Origin of the sequence: Vibrio cincinnatiensis (genome assembly GCF_022113815.1) — a bacterium.
Taxonomy (GTDB): Bacteria; Pseudomonadota; Gammaproteobacteria; order Enterobacterales; family Vibrionaceae; genus Vibrio; species Vibrio cincinnatiensis_A.
In genome coordinates, this window is the sequence record NZ_SGOM01000001.1 from 560,635 (window position 1) to 583,807 (window position 23,173).

General features: G+C 42.9%; 19 protein-coding genes. 9 read left to right on the plus strand and 10 right to left on the minus strand.

Going from position 1 to position 23,173, the window contains the following annotated elements; all coding sequences use genetic code 11:
• Window positions 1-108: 108 nt before the first annotated feature.
• Window positions 109-1,629 (plus strand): EAL domain-containing protein, encoded by a 1,521-nt coding sequence (locus EXA13_RS02645; RefSeq protein WP_238131736.1) that lies wholly within the window; start codon window positions 109-111, stop codon window positions 1,627-1,629.
• 12 nt (window positions 1,630-1,641) lie between these two features.
• On the opposite strand, the gene EXA13_RS02650 is transcribed toward EXA13_RS02645, so the two are convergent.
• The 3 genes from EXA13_RS02650 to EXA13_RS02660 form a co-directional block, all read right to left on the minus strand.
• Window positions 1,642-3,099, minus strand: a complete 1,458-nt coding sequence (locus tag EXA13_RS02650; RefSeq protein WP_238131737.1) for an NUDIX hydrolase — start codon at window positions 3,097-3,099, stop codon at window positions 1,642-1,644.
• 50 nt (window positions 3,100-3,149) lie between these two features.
• On the minus strand, window positions 3,150-3,632 hold the full coding sequence (locus EXA13_RS02655) for a GNAT family N-acetyltransferase (RefSeq protein ID WP_238131738.1): 483 nt from the start codon (window positions 3,630-3,632) through the stop codon (window positions 3,150-3,152).
• Window positions 3,633-3,888: 256 nt separating this feature from the next.
• Window positions 3,889-5,295, minus strand: coding sequence for an MDR family MFS transporter (locus EXA13_RS02660; protein WP_238131739.1), 1,407 nt, complete (start codon window positions 5,293-5,295; stop codon window positions 3,889-3,891).
• Between the two features lie 107 nt (window positions 5,296-5,402).
• Here EXA13_RS02660 and EXA13_RS02665 point away from each other — a divergent pair, with 107 nt between their 5' ends.
• Entirely contained in the window at window positions 5,403-6,302 is a 900-nt protein-coding gene (locus tag EXA13_RS02665; protein WP_238131740.1) for a LysR family transcriptional regulator, read from the plus strand.
• 105 nt (window positions 6,303-6,407) lie between these two features.
• Here EXA13_RS02665 and EXA13_RS02670 read toward each other — a convergent pair whose 3' ends face one another.
• Window positions 6,408-6,887 (minus strand): outer membrane beta-barrel protein, encoded by a 480-nt coding sequence (locus EXA13_RS02670; RefSeq protein WP_238131741.1) that lies wholly within the window; start codon window positions 6,885-6,887, stop codon window positions 6,408-6,410.
• 197 nt (window positions 6,888-7,084) lie between these two features.
• Window positions 7,085-11,008 carry an ATP-dependent RNA helicase HrpA gene (gene hrpA / locus EXA13_RS02675; RefSeq protein ID WP_238131742.1) on the minus strand — a complete coding sequence of 1,308 codons (3,924 nt, stop codon included), beginning with the start codon at window positions 11,006-11,008 and terminating at the stop codon, window positions 7,085-7,087.
• A gap of 239 nt (window positions 11,009-11,247) precedes the next feature.
• Between hrpA and EXA13_RS02680 the strand changes: the two genes are divergently transcribed.
• From EXA13_RS02680 to EXA13_RS02690, 3 genes are all read left to right on the plus strand, one after another.
• Complete coding sequence (locus EXA13_RS02680) at window positions 11,248-11,835, plus strand: FMN-dependent NADH-azoreductase (protein ID WP_238131743.1); 588 nt, start codon at window positions 11,248-11,250, stop codon at window positions 11,833-11,835.
• 213 nt (window positions 11,836-12,048) lie between these two features.
• Window positions 12,049-12,390, plus strand: a complete 342-nt coding sequence (locus EXA13_RS02685) for a hypothetical protein (RefSeq protein ID WP_238131744.1) — start codon at window positions 12,049-12,051, stop codon at window positions 12,388-12,390.
• Window positions 12,391-12,497: 107 nt separating this feature from the next.
• Window positions 12,498-12,953 (plus strand): TerB family tellurite resistance protein, encoded by a 456-nt coding sequence (locus tag EXA13_RS02690; RefSeq protein ID WP_238131745.1) that lies wholly within the window; start codon window positions 12,498-12,500, stop codon window positions 12,951-12,953.
• A gap of 16 nt (window positions 12,954-12,969) precedes the next feature.
• Here the strand turns inward: EXA13_RS02690 and EXA13_RS02695 are convergent, their stop codons facing one another.
• The gene (locus EXA13_RS02695) at window positions 12,970-13,500 is read right to left on the minus strand and encodes a 3'-5' exonuclease (RefSeq protein WP_238131746.1); all 531 of its coding nucleotides are present in this window, start codon (window positions 13,498-13,500) and stop codon (window positions 12,970-12,972) included.
• Window positions 13,501-13,583: 83 nt separating this feature from the next.
• Complete coding sequence (locus EXA13_RS02700) at window positions 13,584-15,104, minus strand: sensor domain-containing diguanylate cyclase (RefSeq protein WP_238131747.1); 1,521 nt, start codon at window positions 15,102-15,104, stop codon at window positions 13,584-13,586.
• 329 nt (window positions 15,105-15,433) lie between these two features.
• On the opposite strand from EXA13_RS02700, the gene EXA13_RS02705 reads away from it, so the two are divergent.
• The 4 genes from EXA13_RS02705 (at window position 15,434) to EXA13_RS02720 (ending at window position 21,716) form a co-directional block, all read left to right on the plus strand.
• Complete coding sequence (locus tag EXA13_RS02705) at window positions 15,434-16,066, plus strand: DUF2760 domain-containing protein (protein ID WP_238131748.1); 633 nt, start codon at window positions 15,434-15,436, stop codon at window positions 16,064-16,066.
• Complete coding sequence (locus EXA13_RS02710; RefSeq protein ID WP_238131749.1) at window positions 16,066-17,994, plus strand: Hsp70 family protein; 1,929 nt, start codon at window positions 16,066-16,068, stop codon at window positions 17,992-17,994. The genes EXA13_RS02705 and EXA13_RS02710 overlap by 1 nt, the downstream gene beginning before the upstream one ends.
• A 177-nt stretch (window positions 17,995-18,171) precedes the next feature.
• Window positions 18,172-20,979, plus strand: coding sequence for an Hsp70 family protein (locus EXA13_RS02715; RefSeq protein ID WP_238131750.1), 2,808 nt, complete (start codon window positions 18,172-18,174; stop codon window positions 20,977-20,979).
• Between the two features lie 188 nt (window positions 20,980-21,167).
• Window positions 21,168-21,716 carry a hypothetical protein gene (locus EXA13_RS02720; RefSeq protein ID WP_238131751.1) on the plus strand — a complete coding sequence of 183 codons (549 nt, stop codon included), beginning with the start codon at window positions 21,168-21,170 and terminating at the stop codon, window positions 21,714-21,716.
• On the opposite strand, the gene EXA13_RS02725 is transcribed toward EXA13_RS02720, so the two are convergent.
• The 3 genes from EXA13_RS02725 to queC form a co-directional block, all read right to left on the minus strand.
• A complete protein-coding gene (locus EXA13_RS02725) occupies window positions 21,713-21,913 on the minus strand; it encodes a hypothetical protein (protein ID WP_238131752.1) in 201 nt (66 codons plus the stop codon). The two genes, EXA13_RS02720 and EXA13_RS02725, sit on opposite strands and share 4 nt — an antisense overlap.
• 205 nt (window positions 21,914-22,118) lie before the next feature.
• Window positions 22,119-22,343, minus strand: coding sequence for a hypothetical protein (locus tag EXA13_RS02730; RefSeq protein ID WP_238131753.1), 225 nt, complete (start codon window positions 22,341-22,343; stop codon window positions 22,119-22,121).
• A 117-nt stretch (window positions 22,344-22,460) separates the two neighbouring features.
• Complete coding sequence (gene queC / locus EXA13_RS02735; RefSeq protein ID WP_238131754.1) at window positions 22,461-23,162, minus strand: 7-cyano-7-deazaguanine synthase QueC; 702 nt, start codon at window positions 23,160-23,162, stop codon at window positions 22,461-22,463.
• Window positions 23,163-23,173 lie beyond the last annotated feature (11 nt).

Consider the following 23,173-nt stretch of genomic DNA (forward strand, 5'->3'; position numbering starts at 1 on the left):
AAATACGGTATTCCACTCATTTTTTAAGCTTTTTATCCGTGAGCGCATCCTCTATACTGCGCAACCTATACATAAAATGTATCGATTTTAAGACTAGGAAACAAAAAGATGAAAAAGGAATTGCAAAATAATAAAAAACGATGGTTGATAAAAGTTCTTATCACATGTCTTTTGCCCTTCCCTATCATCTTTATCTACGCTTATTACTCAAGTTTAGAAAGTATTCAACGTCAGTTGCACAACATTGCTAGCGCTTATGCCAACCGTATAGAAGCATTGATCATCGATTTACATACCGAAAATGCAAAAGCTTTGTATGGCAGTAAAAACTGTTCGCAAATCCAAGAAGAATTGCTGTTTGAAAGCTTATTGCGTGAAATGTTCATTATCGAACATCAGAAAATTGTCTGCTCCTCCAAACGAGGAAAAATGCAATCTGATGTTAGCCATTACTATCCCGATGGTATCGTCACCACCAAAGAACGTTTTTTTGATTTACCCAACAATGCATGGCAACGCACACTACTCGTGATTGATGCGGATAAAAATAACCCCTACCGTGGCGCGGTTTCCGTGGTCGATGAAAAATATATCCAAGCCTATTTGGGCTATCATGTGGATAACAGAATTGCAAAACTGATTGTTAAAGTGGGTGACGATTACTACCCCCCCAATGGCCACTTTTTAACACACGCTCACAGTGTGTTAATTCATTCTCCTCAACAACGCTTTTCCTTGCAGATCGTCGCCAGTCAGAAGTTCGCATCAGAACAAATCACCTTTCATCTTTTAAGTGCGATTCCGGCTTCTTTTGTTCTATCACTGCTAATATTTACCCTGATTTACTTTCAAAATAGAAGAACCAGCTTGCTTGATGATTTAAAAAAGGGGTTGGAACGTCATGAGCTATTTTTAGTGTATCAGCCTATTGTGTTTACCCATTCAGGAGAAGTTCACGGATATGAAGCGTTGATTCGTTGGGTTAACCCGAAATTGGGCTTTATTAACCCAGATAGTTTTATTCCTATCGCAGAAGAGTACGGTTTAATTAATAAATTAACGGATTATGTCCTTCGTCAAGTTGAACACGACATGGATCATCTACCCATCAATGACTCGCATCGCTTACATATCGGTATTAATGTTCCACCCAGTTATTTATCCACGCAAAAACATATTAACCGATTAATAGATAGCTCAAACTACCTTGCCAACCAAGGGTTTCAGTTAATTGTAGAAATTACAGAGCGTCAGTTATTGGATGAACAAGGACAACAGGTCCTAAAATTATTGCGTGATGCTGGAATTAGAATTGCAATTGATGATTTTGGTACTGGCCGCACAGCCCTGTCTGTTTTACAGCATATTACCTTTGACTGCTTGAAAATTGATAAATGCTTTACAGATACCATTGGTGTTGACTCTATCAATGCGCCTGTCTTGAACAGCATTATTGAACTTGCCAAACAGTTAGAAGTGGAAATTGTTGCAGAAGGAATAGAACAAGCTTATCAAGCTGAATACCTAAAAGCGAAAGGGGTAAAATATCAACAAGGTTACTACTATTCAAAACCTCTCTGCCTCGAAGAATTAGCGAACATCTCCCCAACCCTTCCCGCTAATCATTAGCCAGCCAGCACCTTAGGCTTTTCGAGCTAGGTGCTGACCCACTCTGAGCAACAGCGCAAAAAGCATAATTAAGATAGGATAATAAAACACCTGCATGAGTAATGAAGCGAGCCCATTTGACGAGACAAAGTCAGAGAGATAAGACAGCAATAAACTGGTTAATAACAAGCTTACCGCAATCAAAACAAGAAACGGATTACTGACTTCAACTTGCTCTTTATGGCTCGTCACCACCATAACAGAAACGGCAATAAGCACCAAAAGCCATGCTAGAAATATGGGGTGAGGCCAAAGATAAACCAATACACCCGCACACAATGTCATCGTAAACCAAACCTTATACGAGCACAGTAGTTGGTTAATATTAATCTCCGGCTGACTATAAAACCGTACGATATGCCAGGTGACCAAAAGCCCTAATAGCCCTCCCACCAACATATCGGTAATAAATGCACAACCTAAATAAAACTGAGCAAAACCAACCCCTAAAATGGAGAAGAGACCAAGAAGAGTCTTGCTGTTGATTTGTACTTGGTCTTTTTCTAATAACCAAAGCGCAACCAAGCTGGTCCAGACCGCAATCGATAAGTTTGGAAAACCAAAACCATAGTGCGGAATTTTCAGAACCTCAGGCGCATACGCATACGGGCCGGGTAAAGAAAAGCCTTGTTGAGCGACTAAACACAGCAAGGAGGTAGCCGAAACAGAAAAAAATGCTTTATAACAAAATACTTTTCCATTTTGCCAGTACAACCAAGGAAAAAGCACAATACCAAGTAGTGGAGAGGCTAAATTAGCAATCAAAATCCATATTGAATCAAAACGATTTTTGAGCGAGTGAGGCCATGTCGCTGACCAATATTGCACGTGGCGCATCCAACCTAACTCAAGCTGATGAAAAGAAGGCGCCGCTTTAATCAACTCATCAACAGTGCGGGTTGATTGATGGGTTGCTTTGGTAAAAAAGTCTTCAATTAAGGCCCATTGTTCGGGGTAACGATACTGACTGGTTATGATCCGTGAAGGGTGAATTAACATGGCATCAGACACTTCCACCCCATAATCGGGAGCAAACCATAGTGGTAACACTTCTCCACCTAATGCATTCACATAACGAAACTTAACGATCTCGGAATCGCTGACACAATCAAAAACCGTCGCTGTTGGTGTTTCTCCCAATATTGCCCCCACTGTGACAACAAGCCCGGTTTCTTCCCAAGTTTCACGCTGAGCCGCTTGTTCTGGAGATTCACCGACTTCAATGGTTCCCCCCGGTAGTGAGAGCTTTTGAGTGATGGTTTCATGGGTTACCACCATTTTGTCATTTGCCCGGATAAGGCATAATGCCCCGCGTCGGGTTTCCGATGCCAAGGCACCAGAGGTGTAGATCATACCAATAAGGAAGAAACCGAGACTCAGTAAAGACCACGGTTTATAAATCTGATAACACTTATTTTCTTTCTGGCTCATCAACAGGACTCTTCTTCGTATAAATGACTCTTGCAATGGCAAGATTAAACTCACTGACTCGTCACTGACTTACGTAACCAATGAATATGATGAGTAAACCCCGATGCTTGATAAAGCTGCTGCGCCGTCTGATTAAATTCCCATACTTCGACAAAAATTTCTTTCACACCGTAGGTTATAAAGGTGTGTTCTAAATGAGTAAGCAGTTCCCGAGCCACGCCTTGCTGACGAAATAAAGGATGCACATAAAGTTCATCAATACTGCCCATTAATACCGGTTTACTGACCGTTGATACCAATTCACAAAAATGTCCTGTCACAAACCCAACTATCGTTTCATTAACTTTAGCGATATAAACCAAACATTGAGGATCATCGAGATAGCGAGCAATACTTTTTTCTTGCTCTATTTCTTGCGCCGTTTTGAAATATTCTGGACAAGAGTGATGATGTTCATCATGTAGATCAAACATCAATTGATTTAGGGGTTCTAAATCACCAAATTGAGCGGCAGAAAGCACGATAGAAGACATTTTTTGTCGTGTTAATTAAGACGTTGTGTTGCAATTCTATCGGATTGGCCAATGAAAGAACACCATCATATGATTCAGATAGCGTAAAGAGATAGGAAGTGCTGATTAATTCAGCAAAATTTGCCATTAATGGCTAAATAAAAAGCAGGCCGTGCGATCTTGACACAAGAAGCTTTTAATCAAAAAACAAAGCGCAATTGGTAACAAGAAAGGTTCATTGAACCTTTCTTTCCCTATATTAAGCCAAATAAAACCGTTACTTTCCCTCAACCATCAAGGCGTCTTTACGTAAACGGCTCAAGGTTAATAGTACGGCACATAAAGCGAGAATACTCATACCGATATACACTAAGCTAAACCCTTGAGCAAGCAAGTGATAGCTGGCAGCATCACCTTGCTTTGAGCCTTGCTCACTGACCATCACTGTTTGTGGCACACGCAAGTAAAACAGTGCCGAACAAAAGGCCACGCCTAACGCCCCACCCAATTCACGGCCAAAATTATACAACGACATGCCAATACCGCGATCTCTGGCGGGCAGCACACTTTGCACGACAACATTAAGCGCTGGTAATGTTAGCCCAAGGCCAATTCCTGAAAAACCAAGTGCAAATTTTACCCAAACGTCATAATGTATCTGCCATAACCCAAGCATCGCTAAAATAAAACCTAACATCACTTGCAGTTTATAACGCCCATGCTTTGAAACGAGTTTCCCTCCAACATAGGCACCCGATGTAATACAAAACATGAAGATCACCATGATGCTGCCACTTTGTGATGGCGATAATCCTTTCTGCCATTGCAATTGTAGAGGCAAGTAGACTAACAACGCAAACATCAACATTTGCGAGCCCATAATGAGCATAATCGCGGTTAAATAATTGGGTAAGCGAGCTAGCCTCGCAGGAAGAATCGGGTCGCTGGCCTGTCTTTCGACCACAATCAGGCCCAAAATCGTCGCCAGAAGAATAAACGCGCCCCATCCACTTGGCATAAATGAATGCGAAGAAAGCAGTAATAACAACATGGTGGTAGCGATCATTAGCAACCCCGCCCCCATCCAGTCAAATCGACTATGGCGACGTCGGTTAAGATGTCGTAGGTATCGGTTAACCATAAACAACGCAACCCCCCCTAAAGGTAAGTTGATACCAAAAACCCAACGCCATGTTAAATGCTCAGCAAAATACCCGCCCAATAAAGGCCCAGCGATGCTCGATACAGCATAAACCGCAGAGATATAACCTTGATACTTCCCAACTTCTCGCGGAGGGATCGAATCAGCAATAACGGTAAAGGCTAAAGCAATTAGACCTCCCCCACCAATCCCTTGAATGACTCGGGCGCCAATTAAGGTCGGAAGATCAATCGCAAACGTACACAAGGCCGAGCCGAGCATAAAGATAAGAATGCTGGTATTAAGCATACGAACGCGCCCAAACAGATCACTTAATTTTCCATAAACTGGTAATACGGCCGTCGCTGCTAATAAATAAGCGGTAATCACCCAAGTGAGTGATTTGCCCGCAGAGAGTTCCTCACCAATCAAAGCTAATGGTGTTGTAACAATACTTTTCTCCAATGAACCTAAGGCAATAACCAGGGCGACACTGGCAAAAATAATTTTTGGCTTATCTGTATAGGTTGAATCGCTTAGCATATGCCCCTCTAGATGAATGAAAAGATCTCCCTCGACAAGATACCCTAATCCCATCATCTCCAAAATAGGATAGAATGGGATAGTCAATTGCAAAAATAGGATTAAGAATGAAACTTGATGATCTTGCGCTTTTTTTGGCGGTCGTTCGTTGTGGCAGCTTTACCCTAGCGGCAAAACAAAAAGCGATATCCAGCAGTACGCTAAGTCGCCGGATTCAGCAACTTGAACAAGATATTGGCAGTATTTTATTAATTCGCAGCAGCAAAGAGATTGCTTTGACAAAAGAAGGTGAACACCTATTTGATACGTATGCAGAGCTGTTTGCAGAATTAGAATTCAAACAAGAGCAAGCCTTGAAGGCGAAACGTGAATATCGGGGAGATATAGTGATCAACGCGCCAATTATTCCCATTCGTCATCAACTCAGTCCGCTCGCACTAGAGTTCTGCCAGCTGCACCCTAAAGTCAATATCAACATTCAAGTTGGCGCAGGTATGGATTATTTCACCCGCTACGATCTCGATATTGCTCTGCGTTTTGGGCCTCAACCTCAATCCGAATGGGTGGCCAGAAAACTGGCCAGTAACCCTTCCCTATTATGTGCATCTGCTCAATATGCTCATTCACTCAACCTTCAGCATCCAGAGCAATTGCTTAATTTACCTTTGTTAACGCTCAACACGAAACAAACATGGGTATTTCTACATACCCAAAGTGGGGAGCGATTTCAGTTTATGCCTAAGCCTAGGTTAGGATCTGAAGATCTCGATACCATTCTCAAAGCAACATTTTTGAATATGGGAGTCGCTCGATTACCCAAAGGGCTGATTACTCAAGAACTCAATCAAGGAAAATTGGTTCCATTGCTCCCAGAGTGGCAAATGGAAGGGGCTGATGTGCATTTATTACATCCTCAGCGACGTTTTTTACCCGAAAGAACTCAAGCTTTAATTGACTATATTATTACCCATTGGTCGAGAGTTGCCTTTAGTCATTGGTTGGCATAGAGAGTAGAATGAATAGGAAGGAAACGCCTAACTCACTCAATAAAAAACCTCACCATTCGTTAGCAAAACCAATGGTGAGATTAGAGAGTGCTTCAGACTGTATCTTTATAAGAAATGGAACGTCGCATTAAAAGAGAGCACTTTAACGTCGTGTTTATCAAGCGTGTAACGATGATAGCCAGCGCCAATAGAAAATGGGCCCATAATGAAATACTCTGCGCCGACGCCATACATAACATCAATGCCATCATCATCTTTGCTGCCACCGATCTCCGTTTTCCAAGAGTGGATGCCACCACGAGCATAAACATGCAAAGGGCCAAAATCGATGCTAGGTTTTAACGCGGCATACATTGTCGATGCTGAAGTTTCAACGCCGTTCACTTTGAAGTCACCGAAATCACTGTAACCACCTTCAACAGCAAAAAAAGGCAGAATACCGGTACCCACATGCAAGTTATAAGCCGTACTTGTGTCACCACGATAATCCGATTGACCGACCGATGCTCCTGCATAAACCAGTGCATCTGCCATCGCGGTTGAAGATGCACCGATCAACGCAAGTGCAAGAAGAGTTTTTTTCATAATAAACCTTTTCATTGTTATAAGGCATGCATCATACAGCCTCTATCTACCCAAACCACTTAAATAGCGAACAACGTAGCCGCTTCAAGTGGGCAGGTATACCACTTCCACAAATTATAGAATCATCCCCTAGTGACCTCAAGAAACAAGGTTATCTAAAAGATAAATTTCTTATTAAGCACTCAGCTAGTGAACCATTAACACGCATCAATAGCCTGAATTATACGTTTATCAGAAATAGGATAAGGTGTGCCTAATTGTTGAGCAAAATAACTCACGCGCAATTCTTCAATCATCCAACGGATATCTTTCACCGCATCAGGGACTACGCCCCCTTTCGGTATTTTATTGAGCAGGGCTTTATAGCTATTGGTGACCGATTCAATCTTCAGCATATGAAGTCGATCTTTATTCGGATCAATCGGTAATTTTTCCATTCTCCGTTCAATCGCTTTCATGTAACGCAATATATCAGGCAAACGTTGATAGCCACACTCTGTCGCAAAACCTTTAAAAATCAACCCTTCCATTTGAGCTTTGATATCAGATAATGCAAATGCCATGGTAAAATCAATTTTTCCTTTAAGGCGTTTATTAATGTTATAAGCCGTGGTTAAAATCGTTTCAACTTGCTGAGCAATCGCAACAACCGTATCCCCTAATTCAGCCCGCACTTGTTCTTTTAATGCCTCAAATGCTTCCGGTTGCCAAACTAGCCCACCTTGTTCTTCAATCAATTTATCGACACCACAAGCAATACAGTCATCTATCAGATCCAACACTTTGCCATAAGGGTTAAAGTACAAACCAAGCTTAGACTTATTGGGCAGGTTCGCATGCAAATACTTTATGGGAGACGGCACATTGAGCAAAATCAATCGCCGTTGTCCGGCTTGCATAGCACACTGTTGTTCATATTCTGTTTCAAACAGCTTGATTTCGATACTCTCTTTATTGTCTACCAATGCGGGGTAAGCCTTAACTTCAAAGCCTCCTCGTTTTTGTTGATAAACTCGTGGTAGTTCGCCAAATGACCAAGTATGCAAACTTTTTTGCTCAATATCGTCATCCGCCACTTGTGACAATGTTTGTTGTACTTTTTCTTTTAAACGCTCTTTCAGTGCATATAAATCTTTGCTTTCATGTAATTTACGATGACGATGATCAACAACACGGTACGTCACTTTTAAGTGATCTGGAACTTGTGCCCAATTCCAGTCGTCACGCTGAATAGCAGCACCTGTCATACGGCGCAGCTCTTTTTCTAATGCATCGAGTAGTGGCAATTCCATCGGGGTGACTCGTGCTAAAAACGCATCGGTATAGTTCGGCGCAGGCACAAAATTTTTACGCAGCGCTTTTGGCAATGATTTAATTAAGCTCACCACCAATTCATGACGTAACCCTGGAATTTGCCAATCAAACCCCGTCGCTTCAATTTGGTTAAGGATAGGCAATGGAATATGAACGGTGACACCGTCACTATCCTCACCTGGTTCAAACTGATAACTCAGTTTTAACTTAATGTCATTTTGATACCAGAAATTGGGGTAATCAAGCTCAGTAATATGGCTGGCATCCCCTTTAAAGAGCATCTCTTTTTCAAAGTTGAGTAAGTCTGGCTGAGCTTGACGTGCTTTTTTCCACCATACATCAAAATGACGACCAGAAACCACTTCCGTTCCCACTCGCTGATCATAAAATTGAAACAGTTCTTCATCGTCAACTAATATGTCTCGGCGGCGAGACTTATGTTCTAATGCTTCCACTTCCTGCAACAGTGAACGGTTTTGCTTGAAAAACGCATGTTTTGTTTCCCAATCCCCTTCAACTAAAGCGCTCCGAATAAAAATTTCTCGGCTTAACGCTGCATCAATGTTGCCATAGTTGACTAATCGCTTCGCAACGATCGGCATGCCATATAACATGACCTTTTCATAAGCCATCACCGCGGCTTGTTTTTTCGACCAGTGGGGTTCACTGTAACTGCGTTTAATCAAGTGTTTCGCTAAAGGCTCAATCCATTCTGGCTGAATTTTCGCCACAATTCTGGCCCACAGTTTAGAGGTTTCCACCAATTCAGCACTCATCACCCATTTGGGCTGTTTTTTAAATAATCCAGAGGCGGGAAAAATATGGAAACGAGCATTACGCGCCCCGTGGTAATCATTTTTTTCTGCATCTTTGCTACCAATATGTGACAACAAACCGACTAAAATTGCGCTATGAACGGCTTGGTAACTGCCAGATTCATCATTGAGTTTGTATTCCATTTCTCGCATCGCTTGATGAATTTGGAAGTAAACATCTTGCCATTCTCTCACTCGTAAGTAGTTCAGGTAATCTTGCTTACATTGACGACGAAATGAGTTACTGCTTAACGCTTTTTGTTGCTGCTGAAGATAGTTCCACAGGTTTACTAAAGTTAAAAAGTCAGATTCTTCATCAAAAAATCGCCGATGTTTTTCATCAGAGGCTTGTTGCTTGTCGCTCGGCCGTTCCCGAGGATCTTGAATAGATAATGCCGAAGCAATAACCATTATTTCTTTCAAGCAGCCTAGGCGTGGCGCTTCAAGTACCATTCGAGCTAAACGAGGGTCAATGGGTAAACGAGCGAGCTTACGCCCCATTTCGGTTAAGCGTTTTTTGGGATCCGTGGCGTCATTATCGATTGCCCCTAATTCTTCCAATAGACGCACGCCATCTTGAATATTTCGTTTATCTGGAGCTTCAACAAAAGGGAATGCATCAATGTCGCCTAAGCCAAGGGCAGTCATTTGTAAAATGACTGAGGCCAGATTAGTTCGTAAAATTTCAGGATCAGTAAATTCAGGGCGAGAGAGAAAATCGTCTTCAGAATAAAGGCGAATACAAATTCCGGCTTCCACACGCCCACAACGACCTTTTCGTTGATTCGCACTGGCTTGAGAAATCGGTTCGATGGGTAAGCGTTGCACTTTTGTACGATAGCTATAACGGCTTATCCTCGCCGTTCCGGGATCAATCACATATTTAATCCCCGGAACGGTTAATGAAGTTTCCGCCACATTGGTAGCGAGCACAATGCGTCTCCCACTGTGTGGCTGAAAAATCTTGTTCTGTTCGCCGGCGGATAAGCGGGCATATAAAGGCACAATTTCCGTATCTCGTAAGTTACGTTTTGAGAGTGCATCCGCCGTATCACGGATCTCCCGCTCTCCATTCATAAAGATCAATATATCACCCAGACCTTCAGCGCACAGTTCATCAACTGCATCAAAAATGCTTTCCAATTGATCACGATCGCTATCATTATCACCAGCTAAGGGGCGATAACGGGTATCCACAGGATAAGTTCGGCCAGAGACTTCGATGATGGGGGCGTTAGAAAAATGCTTGGAAAAGCGCTCAGGATCAATCGTCGCCGAGGTGATAATCACTTTTAAATCTGGGCGACGAGGCAAGAGTTGCTTGAGATAACCAAGAATGAAATCAATATTTAAACTGCGCTCATGGGCTTCATCGATAATAATGGTGTCATACTGATTGAGATAACGATCATGCTGAATTTCCGCCAGCAAAATCCCATCGGTCATCAGTTTAATTTGGGTTTGATCAGAAATTTGATCGTTAAAACGGACTTTATACCCCACAAAACTGCCCAGTTCTGTTTCCATCTCTTGAGCAATTCGAGTCGCCACCGAACGAGCCGCTAAACGACGTGGTTGAGTATGACCGATCAAACCATATTTACCACGCCCGAGCTCGGCACAAATTTTAGGTAGCTGGGTTGTTTTGCCCGACCCCGTTTCCCCCGCAACAATCACTACTTGATGGTCAGCAATGGCTTTCGTTATTTCATCACGTTTTTGACTGACGGGTAAAAGTTCAGGGTAATCAATCGTAATCTTTTGCTCCATGCGCTGCTGGACCACCAACATAGAGCGGGCAATATCTAAAGCGATTTCATCAAATACTGCATGACGGGCCGATTCTTTGCGAATTTTACTCGCCCCCATAATCCGCTTATTGAGTCGAAAGCGGTCTTTGATTAAGCATTGTTTGAGGGCTTGTTGCAGTGATTGAGCGCTGTTAGCTTTTGCTTCGCTACGCGCTTCTGAGTGAGGCTGTGACTGAGTCAAAGCATTACCTATTCTTATTCATCTATAAAACTGTGCGAATTGTATCACAGAGTTATCATCAAGTGACCTCTTCACCGATACGCATCCACACGGTGATTCTTATCTTCAAATTTTTTGAATGAGTTCAGCAAATTTACCGACTTATATTGCCTGAGCGTAATGCTTACTATAGCGCCATCAACATGATGACTGAGCGCCACGCCGTCAACATGCTCAAATAGAACAGAAAAGGAAAAAATATGTCTCGTATACTTGCCCTAAAATCTAGCATTCTTGGTGAATATTCTCAGTCAAGCAAATTACTTGATACTTATTTAAGCCAATTTGATACCAACGATCTGTTGGTTCGTGATTTGGCCGCAAACCCACTCCCAGTGCTGGACTTTTCTGTTGCAACCGCACTGCGTGCAACGGAAGACCTTTCGGAAGAACAACAAAAAGTGGTCACGCTATCTGACACGTTAATTGCTGAAGTGAACGCCGCAGATACGATTGTGATTGCTGCACCAATGTATAACTTCACCATACCAACGCAACTCAAAAACTGGTTTGACTTAATTGCTCGCGCTGGGGTGACCTTTAAATATACTGAAGCGGGTGTACAAGGGTTAATTACAGGCAAAAAAGTGGTGGTGATCACGACACGCGGCGGCATTCATAAAGACAGTGCAACTGATAATGTAACGCCTTATTTAAAAACCATTTTAGGTTTTGTCGGTATGACCGATGTTCAATTTGCTTACGCAGAAGCTCTAAATATGGGTGAAGATTCTGCTTCAAAAGGCATTGAGTCGGCAAAAGCTCAATTGACTGAAATCGCACTATAAACAGCGATTAGAGGGTATGGGAACATACCCTCTTCCCCACCGTATTTAAAGCCATCTTTCGATGGATACGGCACTCAAGCCAAACTGCACTTCTCAATAGTCCTCCCGTTTGATGATTATTTCCCCTCTTATGCTTGTTTAATGATAGAAAGCTTAGTTTTCTTTGCCATTGACCGCTAGAATAACCCTAGGCGTAACTAAATAGACAAGACTGTGAAAGCTTCTGAACTCAAACAACGACTAGATGATCTCCCCAGCGATATTGACCCTGACATTGTGATGGGCGAACTTTGGCTGCCAGAACAATTAGTCGGTACTCAGTTGGACGATGAGCTGCTCTTTTTGCAGTTTGACAATGCCCCACAAGAAGAGGAAGAAGAAGAAGGTCGAGGATTTGTCGAACACGAAATTGAGCTTATCCGTTATCGGCTTGCCCAAGTACTACGTGAAGAGAGCGCTCAACGAGAAAAAATTGAAGCTTTACTGGCTTTACTCCTTGCCGCTCATGAACATACCAGCGCAGAGTTTATTGAAATGATTGGTGATCAAATCTAAAACACCACTTAATAAGACTCTCGTCTTTAAGCTTGAAAAGTGGGAACTGAGTCTCAATAAAATTATCCAATAGATGAAAAGACACAGAAAGTAAAGGCAAGACAATCATGTTTAACGCAATCACAACCCTTTTTAAGCAATTACTTGATGGGCAAGATCTCAGCCAGCAAACACCCAGCCCTAACTTTGCAATAGCTTGTTTGCTCAGTGAAGTTGCTGGGGCCGATCACCAAATTAGCCTCACAGAACGTCAAGCCAAACTGGCGCTGTTGGAACGACTGCTAGACATTGATGCCACAGAAGCACAACGGCTAGTGACTCAATCAGAACAGCACATTCGTCAATCCGCCTCACTCTATGAATTTACCTCTCAACTTCGCAGTTTAAGCCAAGAAACACGCTTTGATCTGATTAAAGCCATGTGGGAGGTCGCTCATAGTGACGGTGAAATTGATCCGTTAGAAGATGCCGTTATTCGTAAAACAGCAGAACTCCTTTACGTCGATCATAGCCAGTTTATCCGTGCAAAATTACTGGTCGTCGAGCAACAAACAAATCGCTAACATGGGTTTACTCTACTTACAGCATGGTAAGCGCTAGTTTGGCAAGGTTATAGGCGTCAACATACCCTGAATGCTGACGGCCTTCCCATTCTATCCCTTTCGCTTCTTGAGCGGCTCGATGCCCAATACGTTGGTCTTTCATTCGGTGCTGAATTCGGTAGAGTGTCGCTAAATTTAAGCACTCTTGAAAAGGCAGAGTTAATCCTTTGTTTTTACATTCTTTATATAAAATACGGTCGTCTCTTCCCCAGCAAGCGTAAATTTTATTATTTCCCCCAAAATTTTTTACCATCGACTGCAATACATCCGCTAATGGTCGCCCTTGTTTGGCTATTTTTCGAGGTGTAATCCCCGTCAATTCAACACAAAAAGCGGATATTTCATCATGCGCTGGCTTCACATAATATTGGGCTCTCTTGACTATTTTATTGGCTGCTAGGTCAATCTCCGCTAAACCAATTTCAATGATTTCGCCTGTTGTGCCCACACCATTTTCACTCCAACAGCACATTTCTAAGTCAAAACACACAACTCGGTTATGATTCATTCATCTATCCAGCTTATTTGACCAAACATAAAGCGCGCCATCTTACCGAACTCTTCGTAAAAATTCGACGATCAAGCGGTGAATTACTCTTCAATCGAGACGGTATTCCGCCCTCTTGCTTTACTTTCATACAATTGGGCATCCACTTTTTGTAGTAACTCTTGCTCGGTGTATGCCTGATTAATTACCGCGCCAATACTGAGTGATAAGGTTATCTGATGACCTTCATAATTAAACTGACTTTTTTCTATTAAACGACGTAACTGTTCAAGATATTCATACAAAGAGACGCTGTCGGTAATTGCGCATAAGATAGCAAACTCATCCCCACCGGTTCGAACAAATACATCTTTAATATTTAAGTGAGTCTTCACCACCTGAACCACATCGACCAGAACTTTATCTCCCGCTAAGTGACTGTAGTTATCATTGATCTGCTTAAAATAATCAATGTCAAAACTCACCAACGAAAAGGCTTTCTTATCCTGAATATAAAGCTGAAAAATTCGGTTAAATGCTCGACGATTATAAATCCCCGTTAAGCTGTCATGTTCAACCAAAAATTTAAGCTCTGCAGTACGTTCTTCCAACCGATCATTCAGGAATTCTTTCTCACGTGTTAATAATAAGCTGACCACACCCAGCAATAAGCTAATAACTACACCACCGCTACCTAAACCAAATAAAACCCAGCGGTCATTGGCAGTTAAAGGCTCTGGCAAGTTAAATTCGATCACCCACTGTCGATTGGGTAAATTAATGACCCGACTAACTTGCATACTCCCTTCATCCTCCTGCCAATTTGGGCTTAAATAGAGCAAACTATTTTTTTCATTATCAAACCCTTTATCAATAACGCGCATCATAAAAAGTTCATTCGATGCGGTTTCCTGAATTAAGCGTTCAACATAAATGGACAAGCGAATAACACCGACAACGATACCGGAAAGAGTATCGTGCTGAAGGTCAAAAACTGGGTAGTAAATAAGCAAACCATCTTGGCCAGAATATTCGCGTTGCTCATTCTTTAATAGATGTATTTTTTCAGATACGCCGGCTTGTTTTGATATTAACATCATCGATAACATTTGCTGAAAACGTTGATTTGAGGAATAAAAACCCAATAATGCTGTATTCGTTAATGTTCGTGGATAAATATCATCAATGACATAAATCGGCTGATCTTTTAAATGATAGCCCGGCAAAATAACGTTGTTATCCATTTGTGTATAAAGATAAAAATTAGGGTCGCGGGCACGCCTCATATCGATGTAATGAGGCAAATCACTCTTTTCTACTTTTTTTAGCCATTGCAACCCGATCAAACTTTCGGAATCTTGCAATATTTGCTCAGCAAAAAACTGAAAATTATCTCGGCTTTGTACAGAAGCAGCGCGCAAAAAATTAGCGCTTGAACCAATCAGATGAATATCATTGTCGATATATTGCTGTACAACAAGTGCTTGCCGAGAGGCTAAAGTATTAAATAAAGCCTTGCTGTAACCTTGCTGAACGAGATACGCAATAGAGACGATGGCACCAGTAACCACTAAATTTGCCATCATGACCAAGAGAGGCAGACGTTTTTTTATTGTATCGGGCATCTTTCCGCCTTAACTGAACTTTGTTGTGGTTTTACCGACTCTCTTTCACTTCGTCAATATCAGGACTTTTATTTCCCTTGATGTAGCGCAAAGTAAACGGGGTTCATAACCAAATGTTGACAATTAACACGAATTTTTCACGAAATCCGTGAGCGATTTGATTAAAAGTTCAACTAACAAATAAACGAGCCAAGAGATGCGCGCATTTATCCATGTGATCACTCTTGAATATGGTAGTATCAGCCCCAAGTTTTACCTAATTCTGACTCTTATGAAGATAAAAGAACCTCTCTTTTATCGTTGATTATGGACACGACAGAGAATTCATCATGAACTTCGATTTAGCTATGATTCCCACCACCTTCGATATGCTTCATGCCGGCCTTGCCGCATCCACACTACTTCTACTGGTTTTCTCTATCAGCAGAAAGTCCAAGATCGTAGAAAAGGTCATTGAAAAACCCATTGAAAAAATTATTGAAGTTGAGAAACCGGTAGAAAAGATTGTTGAGGTCGAAAAAATCGTTGAAGTTGAGAAAGTGGTTGAAAAAGTGGTCGAGGTCCAATCTCAATTGGCCACGGCTGCAACCGATTCTGCGATGCAATTACTTTCTATTATGCAGCAAGAGGCTCGACTCATTGACTTTTTACAAGAAGATCTCACCACCTTTTCTGATGAAGACGTCGGTGCAGCAGCGCGTGTGATTCATGCCGGTGGTCAAAAAGTCCTCAAAGAGTATCTCACACTTGAGCCTATCTGCTTAGAACAAGAAGAGAGCCGAGTGACCATTGAAGAAGGTTTTAACCCTCAATCAATTCGCTTAGTTGGTCATGTTACCGGATACGCCCCTTTTACTGGAACCTTAATTCATAAAGGCTGGAAAGCGACTGCGATGAACCTACCTCAATTAGCCGAAAATCATGACGTATCGGTTATTGCTCCTGCAGAGGTAGAGTTGTAATGGATAATCTCACCTCAGTAGTAAATCAAAGCGGTGCAAAATTTAGTGTGGGTATTGACTTAGGGACAACACACTGTGTGATCTCATATATTGATACTCAAGATGAACAAGCACGTGTCCAAACTATGCCCATTCCACAATTAACCGCACCAGGCACGGTAGAGTCACGCTCTCAACTCGCGTCCTTTCTCTATCAACCCCATGAGCACGAAATGAACGCATCAGCCCGCGTGCTGCCGTGGACGAACGAACCGAAAGCTTTAGTTGGTGCTATTGCGCGTAATCTTGGGGCTAAAACCCCTATTCGCTTAGTCGCTAGTGCCAAATCTTGGTTATGCCATGCTGGTGTCAATCGCCGAGATGCCTTCCTACCTGCAGGAAGCCCAGAGGAGGTAGAAAAAATTTCGCCACTCAAGGCAACCGAGTGTTATCTTGAGCATCTGCAAGCCGCGTGGAATCACGTACATCCTAGCGCACCGTTATCTGAGCAAGACGTGACCATCACGGTGCCAGCCTCGTTTGATCCTGCAGCTCGTGATTTAACCGCAGAAGCCGCCAGAAATGTGGGTTTTGTACACCTGACTCTGTTAGAAGAACCTCAAGCTGCCCTCTATAACTGGATTGATAACAGTCATGAACAGTGGCGTCATCAAGTGAGTATTGGCGATATCGTCCTTGTGGTGGATATTGGTGGTGGAACCACAGACCTTTCTTTGGTTGAAGTCACTGAAGAAGAAGGCAATCTGAGCTTAAAGCGTATCGCTGTCGGTGAACATATTCTACTCGGCGGTGACAATATGGATCTTGCCCTCGCTTACCATTTAAAAATAAAGCTGGCAAAAGAAGGGAAAGAGTTACAGCCATGGCAAGTTCAAGCGATGACTCATGCTTGTCGAGATGCAAAAGAGGCATTACTCAATGATCCCCTATTGGCCTCTGTTCCTATCGTAGTACCTAGCCGAGGCTCAAAATTGCTTGGGACAACGTTGAAAACGGAATTAACTCAGCAAGAAGTGCAGCAAATCTTGGTTGATGGTTTTTTTCCTACAGTAATGGTTGATCAACACCCACAACAACGCAATCGTGGTGCATTAACACAAATGGGCCTACCTTATGCACAAGATGCGGGGATCACTCGTCATATTGCTGCCTTTTTATCCAAACAAGCGATGGCTCAAGGTGAAGCTCAAGCCACGCCTACTGATGCATTTAACCCATTTATGGGGGGCATTCCAGGCATGGAAAATGAGTCAACGAGTTCAATGAATGATTTCATCAAACCCAGCGTGCTGTTATTTAATGGCGGAGTACTGAAATCCTCCCTATTGGCCAACCGTCTTGAACAAACCATTAATGATTGGTTAACCCACGCACAGGTTCAAGTTGCAAAGCGCTTAACGGGCGTTGATCTTGATCTCGCGGTTGCCTGCGGCGCAGCCTATTATGGACACGTTCGCCAAGGCCAAGGTGTCCGTATCCGTGGTGGTATTGCCTCTAGTTATTATGTCGGAATTGAAAGTGCAATGCCTGCCATTCCAGGTATGGCTCCCCCAATGGAAGCACTCTGTGTTGCTCCTTTCGGTATGGAAGAAGGCTCCAGTGTTGATGTACCTAGCCAGCAATTTGGTCTAGTGATTGGCCAGCCAGTAAACTTCCAATTTTTTGGTTCAACAGTACGCCGAGAGGATAGCGTGGGCACCCATCTTGATTACTGGAATGAGGGGGAACTAGAAGAATTGCCAGAAATTCAAGTCTCGCTTCCAGTCTCAGAAGGACGTCGTGAAGGTGACATCGTGCCAGTGACTCTCGCAGCTCGAGTGACTGAATTAGGTACGCTCTACTTAGAAGCGATCGCCGCTGATAATGGTCAAAAATGGCATGTTGAATTTAATGTTCGTGAAGATGCTAACGCTCAGACGCAACACTAAAATAACCGAGATTCATACGACTTGATACTTAACGAGTGGGCATTGTTGATAAACCGCCCTCATCACGAATCACGTGATTGGAGCGAATTCATAGTGCCCATATTTTTATCATCAGTCGAACAAAGAAATATGGCATCTTCACCCATGTCGTTCTTTAACTCATGAAAGGTATGTCTTATGGGCTCTCCTCGTTTTTTGGTCGGTATTGACTTGGGCACGACCAATACCGTCGTTGCCTTCTGTGAAATCACCGACAATCTGTCACAATCTGAAATCACGTTATTTCCTATTGATCAATTGGTGGGGCCTGGTGAAGTGGTCCGTAAACCTTTACTCCCTTCTTTTCGTTACCACCCGGCTCACGGACAAGTTGCTTACTCTGACCTCATCTTACCTTGGAAACATCAAGCCGTTGAGGGAGATATTGAACCGGTGATTATCGGTGAATGGGCACGAGAATTAGGCTCAAAAGTTGCGGGACGCCAAGTATCCAGCGCTAAAAGTTGGTTATCTCACCAAGCGGTGGATCGCCGTGCGAACATATTACCGTGGGCAGGCACGGATGATGTTGAAAAAGTCTCCCCCGTCATTGCTAGTGCCAGTTATCTTAACCATATCCGTCAAGCTTGGAACTATCGCCACCCGAGTGACCCATTAGAAAATCAAGAAGTCGTCGTGACCGTTCCTGCCTCTTTCGATGAAACGGCTCGAAAACTGACGATCGAAGCCGCAGCACTGGCTGGGCTAAAAAAAATACTGCTGTTAGAAGAACCACAAGCGGTTTGCTACGATTGGTATGCCCGACATCACAACACCGCACATCAAGAGCTGCAAACACTGCCTCTCATCTTAGTCTGCGATGTAGGAGGCGGTACAACGGACTTGAGCTTGATCGAAGCACAGTTTCAACAAGGTGAACTAGCGCTCAATCGTATTGGTGTCGGGGAGCATTTGATGCTCGGAGGAGATAACCTTGACCTTGCATTAGCTCATCTCGCAGAGCAGCGACTAAACCAAACCCAAAAATTGAATGCGGCCAACTTAACGAAACTCATCCAACAAACTCGTAAGGCGAAAGAAAATCTGCTGACGTCGAATGCACCACAAGAGGTGAAAATTACGATGCTTGGTAGCGGCTCAAAACTGCTGGGGGGTACAAAAAGCATTCCACTGAGCCAGAAAGAAGTTCACCACATTACTTTGGATGGATTCTTTCCTTTAACGGATTTTTCACAACACCCAGATAAGCGGCGAAGTGCAATGGTTGAATTTGGCCTGCCTTATGTGGCTGATCCTGCGATCAGTAAACATATTGCTGACTTTCTCCATCAACATCAGTCTGTGGCGATGACCGCTTTAGATCAGCAAGAACCAAACCAAGCTGCAATTCCCGTTGGCCTATTACTGAATGGGGGTCTGTTCAATAGTGAACTGATCACAAAACGCCTGTTACAACTGCTAGAAAACTGGCGACAATCGCCCATTACCTTACTCGATAACCCACATCCTGACTGGTCAGTAGCCCTTGGTGCAGTAGCCTTTGCTAAAGCTCGCCGAGGTGCGCAACTGAAAATTGGCGGAGGCGCTGCCCGCTCTTATTTTCTACATCTACAAGAAAAAAATAAAATGGGTAATGCGCTTTGCCTTCTTGCCAAAGGGACTGAGGAAGGACAGGAAATCCGCTTAACAGGCCGACGATTCTCATTAACACTAGGAGAACCCGTACGTTTTAACTTGCTCACCTCAACACATGACACGATAGCGCAAGATACCGCGATTCAAAATGGCGTAGTGGTTAAGGTAGATCCGGATCTATTTGCTCCTCTTCCTCCCTATATTGTTACCTTAGACAGTGAAGGCGCAAAGCTTGAGGCAAACCAGAAAGAGCGGGTTACCGTTCAGCTTGCCTCTCAATTAACCGAAGTCGGTACTTTAAAACTTGAATGCGTCAGCATCGACGACGATCAAAAACGCTGGGCTTTAGAGTTTGAGGTACGTAACCAAAAGGCACAAGCAACTGAACCCGTCGCTCACTCCCCTCACCTCGTAGAGTGTCAAGCTCTGATCTCTCGCCTCTACAGTGGTAATAAAAAAAGCAGTGAAGGTCATGAGATTAAAACACTTGCCAAAGATCTCGAAAAAAGATTAGGGAAACGCGATGAATGGGATTTCATTACTCTACGTCAATTGTTTGATACCTTAGCACAAGGACGTAAACGTCGTCGTCGCTCAGAACAGCATGAAAAAAATTGGCTACGCTTAGCCGGTTTTACTCTCCGCCCCGGTTTTGGTGATGCCACCGACTCATGGCGTATCGAACAAGTGTGGGGGCTTTATCAACAAGGCATTCAATTTCAAAATCATCAAGGTTGGAGTGATTGGTGGGTTTTCTGGCGTCGTATTGCCGGAGGGCTCAATCAAGAACAACAGGAAACAATTCTAGCGGATATCGCTAAATACCTTCATCCGAGCGCAGCGAAAAATCCACAAACAGTGAAAGCAGCTCAAGAGATGGGATACGAAGCCATGGTTCGCCTTGCTGCCTCTCTCGAACATTTAGAGGTAGAAGATAAAAAACTGTTGGCCCATTGGTTCTTAAATAAAGCTTGCCATCATCATCAATTTGAACAAGCCCACTGGTGGGCAGTCGGACGATTGGCCTCTCGGACTCCGCTTTACGCTAGCCAACACACGGTCATTCCACGAGACATCGTCGAACAATGGTTACCGACATTGCTCGCTCAAGATTGGCAACGTGAACCGATGATCGCTTTTGCTTGTGTGATGATTTGCCGTAAGACTGGAGATAGAACGCTGGATATTCGAGACGATGTGCGCCAACAAGTCACAGATCAGCTAAAACAGTGTAAAGCACCAACATCATGGATCCATTTAATGGAGAACCGTTGTGAATTATCAGCAGGTGAATCAAAACGAATATTTGGTGATGCTTTACCAAGCGGACTCATATTATTAAGTCATTAAAAGTTACTTGGGCATGGGGGGGTATTCAGTGTAGAATAGCTCTCCGCGCTCGATATACCATAATAATCTTCCACGAGTGTTCGTTGTTTGGCTAGGTCAGTATTAACGTATTTCAAAACCCGATTATAAAAAAATACAGGGTAAGATGTATTGGTCGTTAGATAGACTTACTGGATCATCGTATTACTATGACGCAAGATAAATTTATGCATATATTCCGCCTACCGGGGTCGATCCAAGTTCGTATTGCAAAATGGCAAGCGACCTTTCGTGGGACATCAGATATTGTTTTACATGAAGCCATTATACTGCGTAATAAACAGTATAAAAAAAACTCGTTTTTACCGAAAGGCTGGTGTTTAACGCCATTTACTGAACAAGATATTTCGATAACGCATCACGGTCGCTATATTCAAACGACTATGCTGACCATGATCGATAGAAAAGTTGCCTACAAGCGAGTGTATCTCTCGCGGCTTCCACTTGAACAGGCTGAACCCGCTTTACGAGCTTTTAAACAAGAATGGATGAAACAGTATAATTTGGTGGTCAATGAGTATAACCAAATTAAGAAGAAAGAATTTATGCGTTATGCTTATGAAGAGGTTGATACACTTTATCCTTCTATCCCTAAAGGGAGTTTTGATAAAACTTTGTGGAATCAGTTGGTTAAATCAAAACTCAGCCATATTAAAAAGCCCAAAAATCCTTATTACGTAGTTAACGCAGACTTTTAACACATCATTAAGCTTTCACTCATCAACCGGTAGAAGGAAGCGACTTCTGTGCTACGCCAATAAAAATAACCTGAAGCGATCATGGCTGCGAGCACTAAGATCCCAACAACAATAAATTTTCTCACCCTGTTTGGTACATTTTGCATTTCCATCCCCTTAAGCTCATGAATGGGAGACGTTACTGGTTTCCCACTCATTAATTCATCCTGCAAGTTAATGAAGGAAAGAGAATCAAGATTACTTATAGTTTAGACAGAAATACTCAAAGAGAATATGGAAAATAATGTAGCGGGATAAAAATGAACCTCCACCTAACAAAAAGAATGGATAAATACGTTCTCTTCGCTGTTGTCGAGGCACTAAAATTTTACGCCCCACTCTTCATCATAGGGCGTAAAGCACTTAGTGTTTTATACCAGAAGGGTTATAGCTGAATTCTGTTTGTTTATAAATATCTGCCAGTTTTTTATCTTTTGCAGATTTAGTTTTACGTCGACGTTTAGGTTCAAACTCTTGTTCGACCTGCTTGAGGGTTTCTTCATGATTTTTTGCTGACTCAACAAATTCTGGGTCAGACATCGCCTGTTGGCGCAGGCGGTTAACTCGTTCTAATGTCTCCCATAACATAGATGACCTCCTTTACCACTGGTTATACATCCAGCATAGTGCAGTTGGTTTCTTTGTCAAGCAAAAACACTGTTTTTACATACAGGAAAATGAATTATTTATCGTGACGAACTTCCGCTATTGTTGATTTTTACTGGATTGCTTAGTAAGTAATGACTTCGTCCACACAGATCGGTCCGCTAAATATTGCTCTAATCCTGCTTTTCGCAAATCACAAGATGGGCAATCGCCACACCCATCACCCATGATTCCGTTATAACAAGTTAAGGTTTCATGCCGAATCAATTCCAATGCTTGATACTGATCGGCTAGAGCCCATGTTTCCGCTTTATTGAGCCACATTAAAGGCGTCCGAATGCTTAATGGTCTCGCCATTCCTTGAACAAGTGCATGATTCATCGCTTTTACAAATTCATCTCGACAATCAGGGTAGCCAGAAAAATCGGTTTCACACACTCCGGTAATGATACTGTCAGCACCAATTTGGTAAGCATAAATACCCGCTAGGGTTAAAAAGAGAATATTACGTCCAGGTACAAAAGAGTTGGGTAAGCCGTTATCTTGCCGTTTATGCGAAACAGGAATATCATCACGCGTCAAAGAACTAATGGCCAACTCATTGAGCAAAGTCACATCCATCACTTTGTGCGCTTTCACACCTAATGTCGCGGCTAATTTTTGTGCCACCTCAATTTCCAACCGATGTCTCTGACCATAGTCAAATGTGATGGCATGTACTTCGTCGTACTCTTTTAGCGCTTGAACGAGACAGGTTGTTGAATCTTGTCCACCACTGAACACCACAACGGCTTTATTCATATTGACATCCT